11 protein-coding genes and 1 pseudogene are annotated in these 17,317 nt (G+C 70.3%); 8 read left to right on the top strand and 4 right to left on the bottom strand.

Translation table 11 applies throughout. The features are described 5' to 3' along the window. Positions 1 to 19: 19 nt before the first annotated feature. Positions 20 to 352, bottom strand: a complete 333-nt coding sequence (locus MAA44156_RS14720; RefSeq protein WP_003875466.1) for a hemophore-related protein — start codon at positions 350 to 352, stop codon at positions 20 to 22. Positions 353 to 744: 392 nt separating this feature from the next. Between MAA44156_RS14720 and fdxA the strand changes: the two genes are divergently transcribed. The 4 genes from fdxA to pks2 all read left to right on the top strand — a co-directional run bounded on the left by fdxA (position 745) and on the right by pks2 (position 11,298). Beyond that, positions 745 to 1,071, top strand: coding sequence for a ferredoxin (gene fdxA, locus MAA44156_RS14715; protein WP_009975510.1), 327 nt, complete (start codon positions 745 to 747; stop codon positions 1,069 to 1,071). 8 nt (positions 1,072 to 1,079) lie between these two features. Next, on the top strand, positions 1,080 to 2,198 hold the full coding sequence (dapC, locus tag MAA44156_RS14710) for a succinyldiaminopimelate transaminase (RefSeq protein WP_009975512.1): 1,119 nt from the start codon (positions 1,080 to 1,082) through the stop codon (positions 2,196 to 2,198). 81 nt (positions 2,199 to 2,279) lie between these two features. Further along, positions 2,280 to 4,664, top strand: a complete 2,385-nt coding sequence (locus MAA44156_RS14705; protein ID WP_009975513.1) for an APC family permease — start codon at positions 2,280 to 2,282, stop codon at positions 4,662 to 4,664. Between the two features lie 271 nt (positions 4,665 to 4,935). Beyond that, positions 4,936 to 11,298: a sulfolipid-1 biosynthesis phthioceranic/hydroxyphthioceranic acid synthase gene (gene pks2 / locus MAA44156_RS14700; RefSeq protein ID WP_029248412.1), complete on the top strand. Its 6,363-nt coding sequence runs from the start codon at positions 4,936 to 4,938 to the stop codon at positions 11,296 to 11,298. Here pks2 and MAA44156_RS14695 read toward each other — a convergent pair. After that, the gene (locus tag MAA44156_RS14695) at positions 11,295 to 11,540 is read right to left on the bottom strand and encodes a metallothionein (RefSeq protein WP_009975516.1); all 246 of its coding nucleotides are present in this window, start codon (positions 11,538 to 11,540) and stop codon (positions 11,295 to 11,297) included. The genes pks2 and MAA44156_RS14695 overlap by 4 nt on opposite strands. Before the next feature lie 166 nt (positions 11,541 to 11,706). Between MAA44156_RS14695 and MAA44156_RS14690 the strand changes: the two genes are divergently transcribed. Then, positions 11,707 to 11,910: a type II toxin-antitoxin system VapB family antitoxin gene (locus MAA44156_RS14690; protein ID WP_009975517.1), complete on the top strand. Its 204-nt coding sequence runs from the start codon at positions 11,707 to 11,709 to the stop codon at positions 11,908 to 11,910. On the opposite strand, the gene MAA44156_RS14685 is transcribed toward MAA44156_RS14690, so the two are convergent. Together MAA44156_RS14685 and MAA44156_RS14680 are read right to left on the bottom strand one after the other, a co-directional pair. Then, positions 11,907 to 12,959, bottom strand: a complete 1,053-nt coding sequence (locus tag MAA44156_RS14685) for a PPE family protein (RefSeq protein ID WP_009975518.1) — start codon at positions 12,957 to 12,959, stop codon at positions 11,907 to 11,909. The two genes, MAA44156_RS14690 and MAA44156_RS14685, sit on opposite strands and share 4 nt — an antisense overlap. 74 nt (positions 12,960 to 13,033) lie before the next feature. Further along, positions 13,034 to 14,221, bottom strand: coding sequence for a PPE family protein (locus MAA44156_RS14680; protein WP_009975519.1), 1,188 nt, complete (start codon positions 14,219 to 14,221; stop codon positions 13,034 to 13,036). A gap of 811 nt (positions 14,222 to 15,032) precedes the next feature. On the opposite strand from MAA44156_RS14680, the gene cysC reads away from it, so the two are divergent. The 3 genes and pseudogenes from cysC (at position 15,033) to MAA44156_RS14665 (ending at position 17,309) form a co-directional block, all read left to right on the top strand. After that, a complete protein-coding gene (gene cysC / locus MAA44156_RS14675; protein ID WP_003875476.1) occupies positions 15,033 to 15,725 on the top strand; it encodes an adenylyl-sulfate kinase in 693 nt (230 codons plus the stop codon). Beyond that, positions 15,722 to 16,980: pseudogene (gene sat / locus MAA44156_RS14670) on the top strand (sulfate adenylyltransferase). The gene cysC and the pseudogene sat overlap by 4 nt, the downstream one beginning before the upstream one ends. Beyond that, entirely contained in the window at positions 16,977 to 17,309 is a 333-nt protein-coding gene (locus MAA44156_RS14665; RefSeq protein ID WP_003875478.1) for a DUF6955 family protein, read from the top strand. The pseudogene sat and the gene MAA44156_RS14665 overlap by 4 nt, the downstream one beginning before the upstream one ends. Positions 17,310 to 17,317: the final 8 nt, after the last annotated feature.

The raw sequence follows: 17,317 nt of genomic DNA, 5'->3' as shown, positions 1-17,317 counted from the left end.
TTCCGGCGACCCGGCGCGCTCAGAAGTTGTTACAGGTGACCGCGACCTGGTTGATGTCGTTGATGTACTGCTGCGCGGCCGGCATGCCCTGGATCTGCTGGGCCATCTGCTGACGCTTCGCCGGCGGGGAGGCCAGGAACCGCTGGATGTAGGACTGCGCCATCGGCGACGAGTTCAGCTGCTGGGCAGCCGCCGGGTCGGACGCGTTCAGCGCGGCGATCACCTGCCCGTAGTTGCAGGTGGTGTTGATGATCGCGTCCATGGGGTCGGCGGATGCGACACCGGCCGCGGCGGTCAATGCCACTGCCGCGCTGCCCACCGCAACGCCCAATTTGCTCAACGACAGCCTCATGTGTGGACACCTTCCCCAGTCAATGCACCGCTATTCCGGCGAGAACATCTGCCCAGCGGTTGCCGTCTTTCGGTTGAGATTACCAGGCCCCGCGAGCGTGCTTGCACCGCAACAGATATCGAAGACCGCCGGGTCGACGTAACTCTGCGCAGGTCAGCGGCGTGTCGACGGTGTTCGCGCTGGGCGAAACGGGGCCCGCGCGCGGGCTGCGAGACTGTCAGTCTTAAATCGGTAACCCGAGGGGCGCGCCAAATGGTTGACCTGTATCTGCAACGTCTAGTATCAGTAACCGAAAGCTCCGCCGGAAGCGGTCTCGACGCGCCGGTGAAAGCTTGAACAGCAGCCCACGCGTTGAGCCCTAGTGCACGGACTAGAACATGGAGGAGACGTCTGTGACGTACACGATCGCCGAACCCTGTGTCGACATCAAGGACAAGGCCTGTATCGAGGAGTGCCCGGTCGACTGCATCTACGAGGGCGCCCGGATGCTCTACATCCACCCCGACGAATGCGTCGACTGCGGGGCGTGCGAGCCCGTCTGCCCCGTCGAAGCGATCTATTACGAAGACGATGTGCCGGACCAGTGGAGCCAGTACACGCAGATCAACGCCGACTTCTTCGCCGAGCTGGGATCGCCCGGCGGGGCGGCCAAGGTCGGGCTGACCGAGAACGACCCGCAGGTGGTCAAGGACCTGCCACCGCAAGGCGAAGACGACTGAGCGGCCCGGTGCCACACCAGCTCAGGAAGCGTCGCCCGGCCGTCTCGGCGGCCCTGCCGGAGTTTCCCTGGGACACGCTGGCCGAGGCCAAGGCGCTGGCCGGTTCGCATCCCGACGGCATCGTCGACCTGTCCGTCGGCACCCCCGTCGACCCGGTGGCGCCCGTGATCCAGCAGGCGCTGGCCGCCGCCGGCTCGGCATCCGGATACCCCGCCACCGCGGGCACCGCCCGGCTGCGGGACTCGGCGGTGGCCGCCCTGGCCCGCCGGTTCGGGGTCGTCGGGCTGACCGAGGCCAGCGTGCTGCCGGTGATCGGCAGCAAGGAGCTCATCGCGTGGCTGCCCACCTTGCTGGGCCTGGGGCCGGCGGACCTGATCGTGGTGCCCGAGCTGGCGTATCCGACCTATGACGTCGGCGCCCGGCTGGCCGGGGCGCGGGTGCTGCGCGCGGACTCGCTGACCCAGGTGGGCCCGCAATCCCCGGCGCTGTACTACCTGAACTCCCCGAGCAACCCGACCGGGCGGGTGCTGGGCGTCGATCATCTGCGCAAGGTGGTGGCATGGGCCCGCGACCGGGGCTGCCTGGTGGCCTCCGACGAGTGCTATCTGGGATTGGGCTGGGACGCGCAGCCGCTGTCGATCCTGCATCCGCAGGTCTGCGACGGCGACCAAACCGGGCTGCTCGCGATCCACTCGCTGTCCAAGAGCTCGTCGCTGGCCGGCTACCGGGCCGGTTTCGTCGCCGGGGACGCCGAGCTGATCGCCGAGCTGCTGGCGGTGCGCAAGCACGCCGGGATGATGGTGCCGACGCCGGTGCAGGCGGCCATGGTGGCCGCCCTCGACGACGACGCGCACGAGCGGACGCAGCGGCAGCGCTATGAACGGCGCCGGGCCGCCCTGTTGCCCGCGCTGCGTTCGGCCGGCTTCGCCGTCGACCATTCCGAAGCCGGCCTGTATCTGTGGGTCACCCGCGGCGAGCCGTGCCGGGACACGATCACCTGGCTGGCGCGGCGCGGCATTCTGGCGGCGCCCGGCGAGTTCTACGGCCCGCGCGGCGCGCAGCACGTGCGGGTCGCGCTGACGGCCGACGACGAGCGCATCGCCGCCGCGGTGCGCCGGCTCGCCTGATCGCACCGGCTCGCCTGATCGCACCGGCGGCCGTGCGGGCGTGCACAATGCTCGGAGGCGTCTCACATAAGGACGGTGCTCGTGACCAGTTCGACCGGCAACCTGCGCATCCCGCTCTCGTTCGGGGATGTGGCCAAGCGCGTGTTTCTGGGCAAGCCGCTGATCACCGAGGACATCGCGTCCGAGAAGTTGTCCAATGGTGTTGCGCTGGGCGCACTTTCGCCGGACGCGGTGTCGTCCGTCGCCTACGGTCCCGAGCAGATCCTGATCGAGCTGTTGCCGCACGCGGGGCTGGCCGCGTTCCTGTTGCTGCTGCCCATCACCGGCGTCATCCTGCTCATCCTGGTGCTGGTGGCCGCCTCCTACCGGCAGGTCGTCATGGCCTACACCCGCGCGGGCGGCTCCTACATCGTCGCCCGGGACAATTTCGGCCCCCGGGTGGCGCAGATCGCCGCCGCCGCGCTGCTGATCGACTACGTGGTGACCGTGGCCGTGCAGTCGGCCGCCGGGACGGTCGCGGTGGTGTCGGCGATCCCCGTGCTGGGCCCCTACAGCCTGGCGATCACGGTCGGCGTGGTGCTCGTCATCTGCTACGCGAACCTGCGCGGATTGCGGGAAGCGGGAATGCCGTTCGCGGTGGCGACCTATTCCTTCATCGTCATGGTGGGCCTGACCATCGTGATCGGCGTCGTGCGCGCGGTCATCGGCAACCTGCCGATCTACGATCCCGCGCACCTGGCCGGGACCGTGCCGGTCCATCAGGGCAACGGGCTGGTGCTGGGCGCGACGATCCTGGTGTTGCTGCGGGCCTTCGCCAACGGCGGTTCGTCGCTGACCGGGGTCGAGGCGATCTCCAACACGGTGGACTACTTCCGAAAGCCGCAGGGCCGCAACGCCCGTCGGGTGCTCACCGCGATGGCCAGCATCCTGGGCTTCCTGCTGGCCGGGGTCGCCTATCTGGCCCACGTCACCCACGCCACCCCGTACCTGACCGAATACCCCTCGGTGCTGTCCCAGATCGGCCACGCCGTCTACGGCGGCGGCGTGGTGGGCGACATCTTCTTCGTCATGGTCCAGGCGTCGACGGCGGCCATCCTGTTCACCGGCGCCAACACCAGCTTCAACGGGTTCCCGGCGTTGGCCAGCTTCGTCGCCGAGGACCGCTTCCTGCCCAGGCAGTTGACGAAACGCGGTCACCGCCTGGTGTTTTCGAACGGCATCATCACCCTGACCGCGCTGTCGGTGGCGTTGCTGGTCGCGACCGGTGGCTCGGTCAACGCGCTGGTGCCCTTCTACGCGATCGGCGTGTTCACCGGGTTCGCGATGGCCGGTTACGGGATGACCAGGCACCACTTGACCCATCGGGAAGCGGGCTGGCGGCACCGGCTGACGATCAACCTGTCCGCGGCGGTCCTGTCGACGATCGTGGTGGGCATCTTCGCGGTGGCGAAGTTCACCGAGGGCGCCTGGCTGGTGGTCGTGGTGTTCCCGCTGCTGGTGTTCGTGCTGACCCGGCTCAACCGCGAATACCGGGCCGAGGCAGCCATTCTCGAGATGTTCCGCACCGACCGCCCGGAGCTGGTGAAGTACGCGCGGCACAAGGTGCTGGTGTTCGTCGACTCGGTCGACCTGGCGGTGATCGAGGCGCTGCGATACGGCCGGGGCCTGCGGGCCGACGAGCTGGTGGCGGTGCACTTCATGGTCGACCCGGCGCACGCCGCGCAGCTGCGGAACCGCTGGGACCACTTCTCGCTTGACACACCGCTGCGGATCGTGGACTGCCCGGACCGGCGGATCAGCCGGTCCGCGCAGCTGATGGTCGCCAAGGTGCGCGACGAGCATCCCAATACCAACGTGACGGTGCTGCTGCCGCGACGGACCTTCGCGCGGCTGCTGGGCCGCCTGCTGCACGACCGGACCGCGGACAAGGTCGCCCGGGCCGTCAGCCAGATCCCCGACGCCGCGGCGACGATCGTGCCCTACGACGTGGAATCGCGGATCCGGGAGGCCTACCCGGACACGTTCGAGCAGCGCATCGCCAAGGAGCTCGACAAGATCCAGGCGTGGGTGTCGCAGGACGAGGACCAGAAGGTCGCGGCTTACGAGCATCCGGCGCGGTCGTCGGCGGTCATCATGGTGGCCGGCCTGATCTCCGGGCAGCGGGCCACCATCGAGGGGCGGGTCAGCGAGGTCGAGGACGTCGCCGAGCGCGGCGGCACCCGCCGGCGGATCGTGGTCGGCGACAGCAGCGGGGAGATCACGGTCATCTTCCATCACGGCCACGGCGGCGCCGACATCCAGCCCGGTCAGCTGTTGCGGATCAGCGGCAAGGCCCGCCAGGCCGGTCAGCGGGAATTGTCGATGGTTGATCCGGCATATGAGGTGATCGAGGATCCGGCCCGCGAAGCCGAGGAGTCCGGGGACTCCGAGGAATCCGGCGACTCGCAGCGGGCCGACAAGAAATAACACTCGGCGCTCCGGGCGCATGAAATGGGCTGATTTCCAAGCGGTTTCGCTGCACACGCCGGCACGTGTTCCGGCCGGCCGCTGGTGACGCGGATGCGTCGCGGGCGCGTTTCCGCTACCCCCGGGAGAAATTCTTCACTCCCGCCAAGCGGGCGTGGTTCCGCAGGTAAATTGACATCTGCACAATAACTGCTGTACGTACTTCCTCCGGCACGCGCGAAGAGACGGGCCGCGCCGGCCAGGGGAGTGGGCGAGAACAGGGGACTGCACATTGCGTGCCGCAACTGCCACACCCGTTGCCGTCATCGGAATGGCCTGCCGGCTTCCCGGCGGGATCGATTCCCCGCAACGCCTCTGGGAGGCATTGCTGCGCGGTGACGACCTGGTCGGCGAGATTCCCGCCGACCGGTGGGACGCGGACCTCTACTACGACCCCGAGCCCGGCGTGCCCGGCCGGTCGGTCACCCGGTGGGGGGCGTTCCTCGACGACGTGGGGGGCTTCGACTGCGACTTCTTCGGGATGACCGAGCGCGAGGCCACCGCGGTCGACCCGCAGCACCGGCTGCTGCTGGAAACGTCGTGGGACGCCATCGAACACGCGGGCCTGGACCCCGCGTCGCTGGCCGGATCGCAGACCGGCGTGTTCGTCGGGCTGACGCACGGCGACTACGAACTGCTGTCCGCCGACTGCGGCGCGGCCGAGGGCCCGTACGGATTCGCCGGCACCTCCAACAGCTTCGCCTCCGGGCGGGTCGCCTACACGCTGGGCCTGCACGGGCCGGCGGTCACGGTGGACACGGCGTGCTCGTCCGGGTTGATGGCCGTGCACCAGGCCTGCGGCAGCTTGGGCGGCGGCGAAAGCGACCTCACCCTGGCCGGTGGGGTGGTGGTGACCCTGGAACCACGCAAGTCGGTGTCGGGTTCGCTGCAGGGCATGTTGTCCCCGACCGGCCGCTGCCACGCCTTCGACGTGAACGCCGACGGCTTCGTCTCCGGTGAGGGATGCGTGATGCTGTTGCTCAAGCGGCTCGACGACGCCCGGCGCGACGGCGACCGCATCCTGGCGGTGCTGCGGGGCACCGCCGCCAACCAGGACGGCCGCACCGTCAACATCGCCGCGCCCTCGGAAACTGCTCAGGTCGCCGTCTACCGGAAGGCGTTGCAGGCGGCGGACATCGACGCCACCACGGTCGGCCTCGTCGAGGCGCACGGCACCGGCACCCCGGTCGGCGATCCGATCGAATACTCCAGCCTGGCCGCGGTGTACGGAACCGACGGGCCGTGTGTGCTGGGGTCGGTCAAGACCAACTTCGGCCACTTGCAGTCGGCGTCCGGGCCGCTGGGGATGATGAAGGCGATCCTCGCGCTGCAGCACGGCGTGGTGCCACGGAATCTGCACTTCACCCGGTTGCCCGACGAGATGGCCCGGATCAACACGGAACTTTTTGTGCCGCAGGAGAATACGCCGTGGCCCAGCAACGGCCATCATCCGAGACGCGCCGCGGTGTCGTCGTACGGCATGTCCGGCACCAACGTGCACGCCATCCTGGAGGAGGCCCCTGCCCCGGCGGCGGCGGGTTCGGCTGCGCCCGAAGTCGTTGGGCCACTGCTGTTTCCGTTGTCGTCCACCTCCGCCGAGCAGCTGCGGGTCACCGCCGCCCGGCTCGCGGCGTGGCTCGACGAGCAGGCCGGCGACGCGCTTGCCGGCCCAACGGGCTGGGGCCTAAGGGATCTGGGCTACACGCTGACGCGCCGCCGTGCGCACCGCCCGGTGCGCACGGTGGTGTCGGCCAGCGGTTTCGCCGAATTACGCACCGAACTGCGCGCGGTCGCCGACGGCGACATCCCGTATCAGCCCGCCGTGGGACAAGGCGACCGCGGGCCGGTCTGGGTGTTCTCCGGGCAGGGCTCGCAATGGTCGCAGATGGGCGCCGAACTGCTGGACAAGGAGCCGATGTTCGCCGCGACGATCGCCGCCGTCGAGCCGTTGATCGCCGCCGAATCGGGGTTCTCGGTCACCCGGGCGCTGTCGGCCCCGCCGGCCGTGACCGGCATCGACAAAGTCCAGCCGACGATCTTCGCGATGCAGGTCGCCCTGGCCGAGACGATGAAGTGCTACGGGGTGCGTCCCGGCGCGGTGATCGGGCATTCGCTCGGCGAGTGCGCGGCCGCGGTGGTCGCCGGCGGGCTCTCGCTGGGCGACGGCGTGAAGGTCATCTGCCGCCGCTCCCGGCTGATGGCGCGGATCGCCGGCCGCGGCGCCATGGCATCGGTGGAACTGCCCGGCCAGCAAGTGCTTTCGGAACTGTCCATCCGCGGCATCTCCGACGTGGTCCTCTCGGTGGTCGCCTCACCCACCTCGACCGTCGTCGGCGGGGACGCCGAGGCGATCCGCGAGCTGGTCGCGGCCTGGCAGCAGCAGGACGTGATGGCGCGCGAGGTCGCGGTGGACGTCGCCTCGCACTCGCCGCAGGTGGAGTCGATCCTCGACGAGCTGGTGGAGGTGCTCGCCGAGCTGGAGCCAACGGCACCCGAGGTGCCGTACTACTCGGCGACCCTGTGGAATCCGCGCGAGCGGCCGTCGTTCGGCGGCGACTACTGGGCCGAAAACCTGCGCCACACCGTGCGATTCGCGGCGGCCGTGCAGGCCGCGCTCAAGGACGGATTCCGTGTGTTCGGTGAGCTGGCGCCGCATCCGTTGCTCACCCATGCCGTCGAGCAGAACGCCGCCAGCCTGGACGTGCCGATCGCCGCGCTGGCCGCGATGCGCCGCGAGCAGGAGCTGCCACTGGGGTTGCGCGGCTTCGTCGGCGACCTGCACAGTTCCGGCGCCCTGGTCGACTTCTCGGTGCAGTACCCCGCCGGGCGATTGGTGGATGCGCCGCTGCCCACCTGGGCGCACCGGCGGCTGATGCTTCGCCGCGAGTCGGTGCAGCGGGCGCACGGCTCGTCGGTCCAGGCGGTGCACCCGCTGCTCGGGGCGCACGTGCACCTGCGGGAGGAACCGGAACGGCACGTGTGGCAGGGCGAGGTCGGCACCGATGCCCACCCCTGGCTCGCCGATCACCAAATCCACGGTGTCGCAGCGTTTCCCGGAGCCGGCTATTGCGAGATGGCGCTGGCGGCCGCCGCCGCGACGCTCGGTGAGCGCGCCGAGGTGCGCGATGTCACGTTCGAGCAGACCCTGCTGCTGGCCGGCCGGACGGAGGTCTCCTCGACGGCGACGGTGACCGGGCCCGGGCGGCTCGAGTTCACCGTGGACACCCACGAAGACGGCGAGCGCATCCGGCGGGCCGGCGCGGTCCTGCACGCCTTGCCGCCAGAGCACGGCGGCGAGACCGGGCCGCCCGCGCACGACGTGGCAACGCTGATCGCCGACCACCCGTCCCGCATTGAGGGCGCCGAGTTGCGAAAGGCGTTCGGCGCCGTAGGTATTCAGTACGGCCCGGCCTTTTCGGGTCTGGCCGCGGTGTCGGTCGGCGACCGGGACGTCGGCACCGTGCTCGCCGAGGTGGCGCTGCCGGGCGCGATCCGCTCACAGCAGTCGGGTTATGGCGCGCACCCGGCCCTGCTGGATGCGTGCTTGCAGTCCGTCATCGCCGCGCCCGAGGTGCAGCGGGCGGGGGCCGGCGGTCTGCTGCTGCCGGTGGGCGTGCGCCGGCTGCGCAACTATCACTCGACGCGCAACGCGCACTACTGCCTCACCCGGATCACGTCCTCGCGACCCGGTGAATGCGAGGCCGACGTCGACGTGCTGGACCAATCCGGGACGGTGCTGCTGACGGTCGAGGGGCTGCGGCTGGCCGGCGCGGCCTCCGAACACGAACACGCCCAACGGCTGCTCGACGATCGGCTGTTGACCATCGAGTGGGAAGCCCGGGAACTGCCCGAGGCGCCGCAGGGCGAGCCGGGATCCTGGTTGCTGCTCAGCGCGTGCGACGCGGCGTCCAACGGCGATGACGCGTTGACGACGCAACTCGCCGACGTCCTGAAAACCGATGGCGCGCAATGCCGTACCGTGTCCCTGCCGCCGGGGGCGGTGGATACCGAAGAGCTGCGTTCGCTGCTGTCCGGCGGCGAGCCGGGCGGCAACGGTCACCGGCCGCTGCAGCGGCTCACCGGTGTCGTGGTGGTGGCCGCCGCCTCCGAGGCCGACCACCCGGCCGCGCCGCGGCGAGGCCGGGACTACGTGTCGCACCTCGCGACCGTCGCCCGCGAGCTCTCGGAGCTACCCGGCGAATCGCCCCGGTTGTTCGTGCTGACCCGCAATGCCGCGGTAGTCGTCGCCGGCGATGCGCCCAATCTGACCCAGGCCGGGCTGCGCGGGATGATGCGGGTGATCGACGCCGAGCATCCGCACCTGAGCGCCACCCAGATCGACGTCGACGACGCCACCGACCCCGGACACGTTGCGCGGCAACTACAAAGCCGCTCCGGAGAAGACGAGACCGCCTGGCGCGACGGGCAGTGGTACACCGCGCGGCTGCGCCCCGGCCCGCTGCGGCCGGCCGACCGGCGAACCACCGTCGTCGATCACGGGCGCGACGGCATGCGGTTGCACATCCGCACGCCCGGCGACCTGGAATCGCTGGAACTCACCGCGTTCGACCGGGTGCCGCCCGGGCCGGGGGAGATCGAGGTGGCGGTCGCCTCGTCGACCATCAACTTCGCCGACGTCCTGGTGGCCTTCGGGCGCTACCCGACGTTCGAGGGCTACCAGCAGCAATTGGGCGGCGACTTCGCCGGGGTGGTGACCGCCGTCGGACCGGGCGTCACCGAGCACCGGGTCGGCGACCGCGTCGGCGGCCTGTCCGGGAACGGATGCTGGGGCAGCTTCGTGCTCGCCGATGCCCGGCACGCGGTCACCCTGCCGCCGGAGATTCCACTCCGGGAGGCCGCCGCGGTGCCGACCGCGTCGGCCACCGCCTGGTACGGCCTGCACGACCTGGCCCGCATCGCGCCGACCGACAAGGTGCTGATCCACTCCGGGACCGGCGGCGTCGGGCAGGCGGCCATCGCCATCGCCCGGGCGGCAGGTTGCGAGATCTTCGCCACCGCGGGCAGCCCGCAACGCCGGCAACTGTTGCGCGACATGGGAATTGAGCACGTGTACGACTCGCGCAGCCTCGAGTTCGCCGAGCAGATTCGCCGTGACACCGACGGGTACGGCGTCGACGTGGTGCTCAACTCGCTGCCCGGCGCGGCGCAGCGCGCCGGGATCGAACTGCTGGCCCTGGGCGGGCGCTTCATCGAGCTGGGCAAGCGCGACATCTACCGCGACAGCCGGCTGGGGCTGTTCCCGTTCCGCCGCAACCTCTCGTTGTTCGCCGTCGACCTGGCGCTGCTGACCCACAGCCACCCGCACACCGTCCGGCGGTTGCTGACCACCGTGTACCAGCGCACCGCGGCCGGCGAGCTGCCGATGCCGCGCACCACGCACTATCCGCTGCAGGACGCCGTCGCCGCGGTGCGCCTGGTCGCCGCGGCCGGGCACACCGGCAAGGTGGTGCTGCAGGTGCCGCGGACCGCCAGCAGCGTGGCCGCCCTGCCGCCGGAGAAGGTGCGGCCGTTCCGCGCGGACGGCGCCTACATCATCACCGGCGGCCTCGGCGGCCTGGGCCTGTTCCTGGCCGGCGAAATGGCTTCCCGCGACGGCGATGTGGGCGCCGGGCGGATCGTGCTCAACTCCCGCTCGCAACCCGGCGAACAGGCCCGCCGGGCCATCGAGCGGCTGCGCGCCGCCGGGGCCGACATCGCGGTCGAGTGCGGCGACATCGCCCAGCCGGACACGGCCGAACGTCTGGTGACATGCGCGACCGCCACCGGGCTGCCGGTTCGCGGGGTGCTGCACGCCGCGGCCGTCGTCGAGGACGCCACCCTGACCAACGTCACCGACGACCTCATCGACCGGTGCTGGGCGCCAAAGGTGTACGGCGCGTGGAACCTTCACCAGGCCACCGCGGGGCAGCCGCTGGAGTGGTTCTGCCTGTTCTCCTCGGCCGCCGCGCTGGTGGGGTCTCCCGGGCAGGGCGCCTACGCGGCGGCCAACAGCTGGCTGGACGCGTTCGCCCGCTGGCGGCACGCCCGCGGCGCACCGGCCACCGCGATCGCGTGGGGGGCGTGGTCGCAGGTGGGCCGCGCCACCGCCCTGGCCGAAGACGCCGGCGTCGCGATCACACCGACCGAGGGGTTCCGCGCCTTCGAAACGCTGCTGCGCCACGACCGCCCGTATGCGGGCTACGCGCCGATCATGGGCACGCCGTGGCTGACCTCCTTCGCGCAACGCAGCCCGTTCGCCGAGGCGTTCCGGTCGGCGGGGCAGGGCCGGCCGGACGCCGGCAAGTTCCTCGCCGAGCTGCGGGCGCTGCCGCGCGAAGAATGGCCGTCGGCCATCCGTCGGCTGGTCTCCGGGCAGCTCAGCCTCTTGCTGCGCCGCACAATCGATCCCGATCGGCCGCTGTCGGACTACGGCTTGGATTCGCTGGGCAACCTGGAGCTGCGCACCCGCATCGAAACCGAGACCGGGGTGCGCATCAGCCCCGCCACGATCACCACCGTGCGCGGTCTGGCGGAGCATTTGTGTGACGAGCTGGCCGATCTGCCAGCCGCGCCGCCGGCTGGTGCCCCGCGCTAGCCGGCCGCGCCGCGATCGCTGACGTCGTGATTGCCGGCCTGCCGGGCGCAGTGCGCGCAGCAGAACATCGCGCCGCCCGATTCGACCCCGTGACCCAGGATCCGGCACTCGCAGTGCTCGCAGGTCGGCGCCAGCTCGACCGCGGCGCATTCCACGCTGTCGAACGTGGCGCTCCTGCCGTCGGTCCAGGTCACCGTGAACGCCTTGTCGTAGTCGTTGCCACAGGTATCGCAGATCGCCATCGGCCGTGACCTCCTCGAAGCGGGCGAACAGGCTGTGGTGACGGGCTTCCCGGCGCGGGTCGCGGCAAACATCGAACACCGCGACACCGGGGCGCCGGGGGAATCGTCCGGGCGGTGATTTCGGCCACCGACGATTGGGCTTACGCCCAGGGGGTATTGCTGCCCCATGAAGAAGACGGTCGAAATCGAGGTTGACGTCAACATGATTGACGACGCCATACGCCGGTTCCATCTGGCCGACGCCCGGGAGGCCGTCAATCTCGCGCTGCGCACTCTCATCGACGACGCCGGCCCCGGCCACCACGACGGCGAATTCGGCGACCTCGGCCCCTGGCGTGGCCCCGGGGACATCGCCACCAACACCGGCTAACCGCCGTAGGCCGGCCGCGGCATCCGGAAAGCGCGACGCCCGTTGCGCAGCACCGGGACACCGGCCGAGCGATCGGCGGTGCGCAGCGCCGGCGGGATTCCGGGGCCGGCGGGCGAATCCGGTGCGGACGCCGACACCAGCCGAACCATGCCGCCCGGCTGCCGGATCACCGTCTCGCCCAGGGGCGCAACGGGATTCGCCGCCGGCCACGCCGGCGGAACGGACAGCCTGCCCACCGTTGCCGCCCGCCCCAGCCCGCCCGACACCGACGGGCCGGCGACCGCGGCGGGCAGGCGGACCGCTCCCGCTGCGGCCTTGGCCGCCTGGATGTTGGCCAGGTTGAGCCCGGTGCCGAATTGTCCCCAGCCCAACAGGGTGCGGGCCGCGGCGAAGAACGACTGCCCCGGCGTGGTGACCACGGTGTTGAAGCCGCTGACCGAGTTGACCAACGACGACCAGCCCGGTGGTTGCGAATCGGCGGCGTGGCTCACCGCGGCCGCCTGGGCCGCCCGCCCGTGCGCGGTGGTGGTGCGGGGCGGGTGGGTGAACGGGGTGAGCGTGGTCGCGGCCGACGACGCCGCGGCATAGCCGTACATGGCGGTGGCGTCCTGGGACCACATCTCGGCGTAGCAGCTCTCGGTGGCCGCGATCGCCGGTGCGTTCTGCCCGAAGAAGTTGGTCGCGATCAGGGTGGCGAGCTGAATTCGGTTGGCGGCCACCACATGTGGTGGCACGGTGGCGGCGAACGCGGCCTCGTGGGCGGCCGCCGCGGCACGGGCCTGCGCGGCGGCCTGCCCGGCCCGCGCGGCCGTGCCGGTTGCCCACGCCACGTACGGTTCGACCGCGGCGGCCATCGCGGCGGCCGCGTCACCGGACCACGCGGGGCCGCGAAGTTCGGCCAGCGTGGCCGAGTAACCGGCGGCGTAGCTCTCCAGCTGGGCGGCCAGCTCCTCCCAGGCCGCCGCGGCGGCCGTCAAGGGACCCGACCCCGGGCCGGAATACATTCTGGCCGAGTTGATCTCGGGCGGCAGCGCCCCGAAATCAAGCATCGGCGATCCTTTCTCAGCCATCGGTGACACCACCCGCACTGTGGGGGTGAATTAACCAGCGGTTCGGCGACCGGCTACCCGCCGGCGGACGGCCGCGGCATCTTGAACTGGCGCGGCGCGACCCGCAGCACGTTGTTGACCGAGGGCCGCGACAACAGCGACGACGAAGCGCCCGCCGCCGGCGCCCCGTTCCACATGCCGGCCGCCGGGCCTTCGTGCCAGGACGGCCCGCCGTCGAGTTCGGCGTCCGACAGCCACAGCGGTTCGGCGGCGGTGCCGGCCGCCGGGTTGGTCGCCGCCCAAGTCTGCGGCACGGACAGTCGGCCGACCGTGGTGGCGGTGCCCGCGCCGGCCACGGCCGGGCCGGGGACGACCGCCGCCGTCGAAGTGCCGGCCGCCGCGGCGGCGCCGGGGACGGCTTTGAAGGCTTCGCCCGCCGACTGCAGGTTCGAGCGGAACAGCCCGGTGCCGAAGGTTCCGCCGGACGTGACGGTGCGGCTGATGCCGTCGCCGAGGTTCACCGGTGCGGTCAGGGTGTTGAAATTGTCGACCGCACTCAGCGCCGACGACCCCGACGACGACGAGGAGGAGCCGGAAGACCCTGCGCCGGAAAGGGTTTGCAGCTGATGCGGGACCGCGGACATGGCCCGGGACAGCGAGGCGTGCGACTGGTTGGCCGCCGAGCCGGTGGCGGACCGGGCCACCGCGGCGGCCTGGGCGCCGGGCCCGTCGGCGTTGGTGGTGCGCGGCGGCTCGTCGAACGGCCGCAACCTGGTCGCCCCCGACGAGGCGGCGGCGTAGCCGTACATGGCGGCGGCGTCTTGGGCCCACATTTCGGCGTAGGCGCCCTCGGCCTCACCGATGGCCGCGGTGTTCTGGCCCAGGATGTTGCTCGCGACCAGTTGCGCGAACAGGGCGCGGTTGGCGGTCACCACCGCCGGCGGCACCGTGGCGCCGAATGCCGCCTCGTAGGCGGCCGCCGCGGCGCGGGCCTGACCGGCCGCCTCCTCGGCTTGTGTCCCGGCCTCGGCCAGCCAGGCGAAATACGGGGCAGCGGCGCCGGCCATCGCGACCGAGGCACTGCCGGACCAACTTTCGCCGTGCAGGCGGGTGATCACCGCCGAGTAGCCGCGCGCCGCGGTCTCCAGCGCGTTGGCCAGGACGTCCCACGCCGCGGCCGCGGCGATCAGCGGTGCCGAGCCGGGCCCGGCATACATTCTGGTCGAATTGATCTCCGGCGGCAGGGCCCCGTAGTCCAGCATGCGTGTTCCCCTCTTGGTCGAGCGATTGCCGCACCCGCCGCGAGCGATTCACTGCGGCGTGTCCGGGCCGCGCCTGGCCGGCACCGGCAACCGAGTCAATGGCTTCGGTGGTTGATGTCCTCCCGCATCACATCGCCTGCCGCGCGTTTGCCGGGCGGCTGCCGACTCGCTTCACCCGAGAGCCGCCGATCGATCGCCGCGCGCAGCGACGACGAGTCCCACCCCTGCGCGCCGGGCCGTCAGCGCACCGCAGCGGACGCGACGGCACCGTTGCGCTCCGCCTGAGTCAAACCCACCGGCGCCCGCCCGACAACCCCTGAACCGCGGATGTACAGAAGATTAACAGCTAACGCCGCCGGCGATCCAAACACCCACGGCGCTGCCGAAGTGCCCGCACCCGGCCGTGATTGTGCTAAAGGCCCCGATCGGCGCCGGCCGATCGGCAAAGCCCCGGCCGGACGGCTGTGAACCGCAGCGAACAACGGGCGGCCGGTGTGGCCGGCGCCGTTCGCCACCACCGACGGGAACGTGTTTGCTGGCGAGCCCGAGTTCGGGGCTGCCGGAGCGCTGCCGGCCCGCGGAATAAAACACCCGTAAATCGGCCATCTTTACTTGTGGGCTGGTTCTTACCCGGTTTGATTGCTAGACAATATGGTGAAGCGTGTGACCGGTGCGGCGAGGTTGCCGCGCCGCGCCGCGCGCCGGTGCCGGCAGGCCAGGCTCCACCCGGAGCGGGCGCGGCATCCGGTGACGTACAGGTGGTAAGCGGCCGTTGGGGTTTCGCTGCCGTCTGGGAATACAGGAGTCGGAAATGTCGAACAACATCACCTGGCACGAACACAAGATCAGCCGCGGCGAACGCGAGCAACTCAACGGCCACAAGGGCTGCGTCATCTGGTTCACCGGGCTCAGCGGCAGCGGCAAGAGCACGGTCGCCAACGTGGTCGAGCAGAAGCTCTACGAGCGGGGCATCCGCAGCTACCTGCTGGACGGCGACAACGTCCGCTACGGGCTCAACGCCGGCCCGGATCTGCTCGAGGAGCGGCACGGACCCGAGTTCGCCCAGCGGTTCGGACTGGGATTCTCTGCCCAGGACCGCGAGGAGAACATCCGCCGGATCGGCGCGGTGGCGAAGTTGTTCTGCGAGGCCGGCATCATCGCGCTGACGGCCTTCATCAGCCCCTACGTCCGCGACCGGGACGCGATTCGGGCCACCCTCGACGACGGCGATTTCCAGGAGATCTTCATCGACACCCCGATCGAGATCTGCGAAAAGCGGGATCCCAAAGGGCTTTACAAGAAGGCGCGGGCCGGTGAGATCAAGGGATTCACCGGGATCGACGACCCCTACGAGGCCCCGCCGCGGCCCGAATTGCGGCTCGACGGCGCCGCCAAGGACGCCGAGACCCTGGCCGAGGAGGTGATCGCCCACCTGGAGCGGGTCGGCGTGATCGCCACCGACGGTCTTGCGCACACCCGGGGACGCGACGAGGTGACCGCATGAACTACACCGGCCACAACGGCAAGCCGCTGGTGGAGCGGGTGTCGACCGAGAACGCGGCGGCCCGCATCGAGGGCCTGCCGCGGGTGCCGATCTCGAAAGCCACCGCGCACGAGGTCATCAGCCTGTCCTACGGCTTCTTCACCCCGCTGACCGGGTTCATGGGCCGGCGCGAGGTCGACGCGACCCTGGACGAGTTCGCGCTGCCGGACTCGACGTTGTGGAGCATTCCGATCGTCTTCGACATGTCGGCCGACGACATCGCCGAACGCGACGTCAAGGAGGGCGCCAGCGTCGTTCTCGACTATCTCGGGGTGCCCATGGCCATCCTGGACGTCACCGAAATCTACGAGTACGACCTGGAGCGGATGGCCGAAAAGACCTACGGCACAACCGACGCCAGGCACCCGGGCGTCAAGAAAACGTTGGGCTACCACAATCGCTTCATCGGCGGCGACATCACCCTGATCAACGAACCGGTCTTCAACGAGCCGTTCAAGAGCTTCTGGCTCACCCCCAGGCAGCACCAGGACGCGTTGGCGGCCAAGCACTGGCACCGGGTCGTCGCCCATCAGACCCGCAACGTTCCGCACACCGGCCACGAGGCGTTGATGAAGCAGGCCTGGCTGGCCGCCAACGAGGACCAGCCCGTCGACAGCCTCGACACCGGCGTGCTGGTGAACGCGATCATCGGCCAAAAGCGCGTCGGCGACTACATCGACGAGGCAATCCTGTTGGCGCAGAACGCCTTGCGAACCAGCGGATATTCCGCGAGAACGTCCACATGGTGTCGTTCACCCTCTGGGACATGCGGTATGCGGGGCCGCGCGAGGCGATCTTCCACGCCATCCTGCGCACGAACCTGGGCTGCACGCACCACATGTTCGGTCGCGACCACGCCGGCGTTGGCGACTTCTACCATCCGTACGACTCGCAGAACATCCTCAAGCAATACCGCAACCAGCTGGGCATCAAGCCGGTGTTCCTGCGGGAAAACTGGTACTGCCCGGTGTGTTTGGAGGTCACCAACTCGGCCCTGTGCGGCCACGAGGCGCAGGCGCAGAGCTTCAGCGGCAGCCTGATCCGCAGCATCCTGACCGACGAAGTCAAGCCGACGCAGAAGGTGATGCGCCACGAGGTGTTCGAGGTCGTGATGGAGTGCGCCGCCAAGCACGGTCAGGGTTCGCCGTTCGTCACCGAGGAGTATCTGGCCAACAGGCTTCCGGTCTTCACACTCAACCAGCTGGAGGGCTCATGAGCAGCGACCACGACAACAACGGCAAGGCGATCAAGATCAACGTCTGGATCAACGAGGAGAGGCTGGAGGCGCTGGCCAACGCGGGGATGGCCGAGCTGGCCAACGAGGCGTTCGCGGGCATGAAGCTGCTGGAGATCCACACCACCGAAGAGCAGAAAAACATTGTTCTGCAACGGTTTCCGGGGGCGAAGTATGACTCGTCCACCACCCGGTCCATCGAGCTGCTGCCCAAGCAGGCCAAGGACCGGCTGTTGGAGCTGTCGATCGCGATGCATTCCACCGGCCCCGACGTGATGGGCCGTTTCCTGGAGGAGACCGAGCCGGCGTAGCGCCGGAC

Origin of the sequence: Mycobacterium avium subsp. avium, from assembly GCF_009741445.1 — a bacterium.
GTDB classification, from domain to species: Bacteria; Actinomycetota; Actinomycetes; order Mycobacteriales; family Mycobacteriaceae; genus Mycobacterium; species Mycobacterium avium.
The sequence above is the reverse complement of the archived record's forward strand: the minus strand, read 5'-3'. Positions and strand labels throughout refer to the sequence as shown.